We start from the raw sequence: 532 nt of genomic DNA, 5'->3' as shown, positions 1-532 counted from the left end.
TTCCTGATCTGGTGAATAAAATGAATTTTCAGGGGCGTCTGGCAACCAGTGCAATCCAAATTGCAAGTTTTCCAGAATTTCTTCCGGTTCCGTCACAAGAATCGCACCTTGTTTTATTAACCAGTGAGGCCCTTCGCTTCCCGGATTCCCTAATGGACCCGGCAAGGCAAAAACTTCACGCCCCTGCTCAAGCGCACAACGTGCTGTCACCAGCGAACCACTGCGCAAAGCCGCTTCCACCACCAGTACACCTTTACTTAGACCACTGATAATGCGATTTCTTCGTGGGAAATTGTAAGCAAGGGGAGGAACATCGAGGGGAAATTCCGAGACAAGAGCCCCACCATGTTCAAGCAAACTGGTAGCCAGTCGGGCATGGCGACGCGGATGAATGGTATTAAGTCCATTCCCTAATACAGCAATGCTGACGCCATTTACCTGTAAGGCCGCTTTATGCGCCACACCATCGATTCCACGCGCCAGTCCACTCGTAATTGTCACTCCACGCGTCGCCAGAGTTTCGCAAAATAAT

The 532-nt window shown here is 50.4% G+C and carries 1 protein-coding gene; it reads right to left on the bottom strand.

Annotated features, from left to right (window positions below; translation table 11 throughout):
- Nucleotides 1–532, bottom strand: a 532-nt coding sequence (gene dprA / locus AC5O77_RS22570; protein ID WP_494507269.1) for a DNA-processing protein DprA, incomplete at both ends; no start/stop codon positions are given.

The organism is Stenotrophomonas sp. INTA L402-1 (assembly GCF_059295135.1).
Note: the sequence above shows the minus strand (reverse complement) of the source record. Positions and strands in the feature narration are given on the sequence as shown.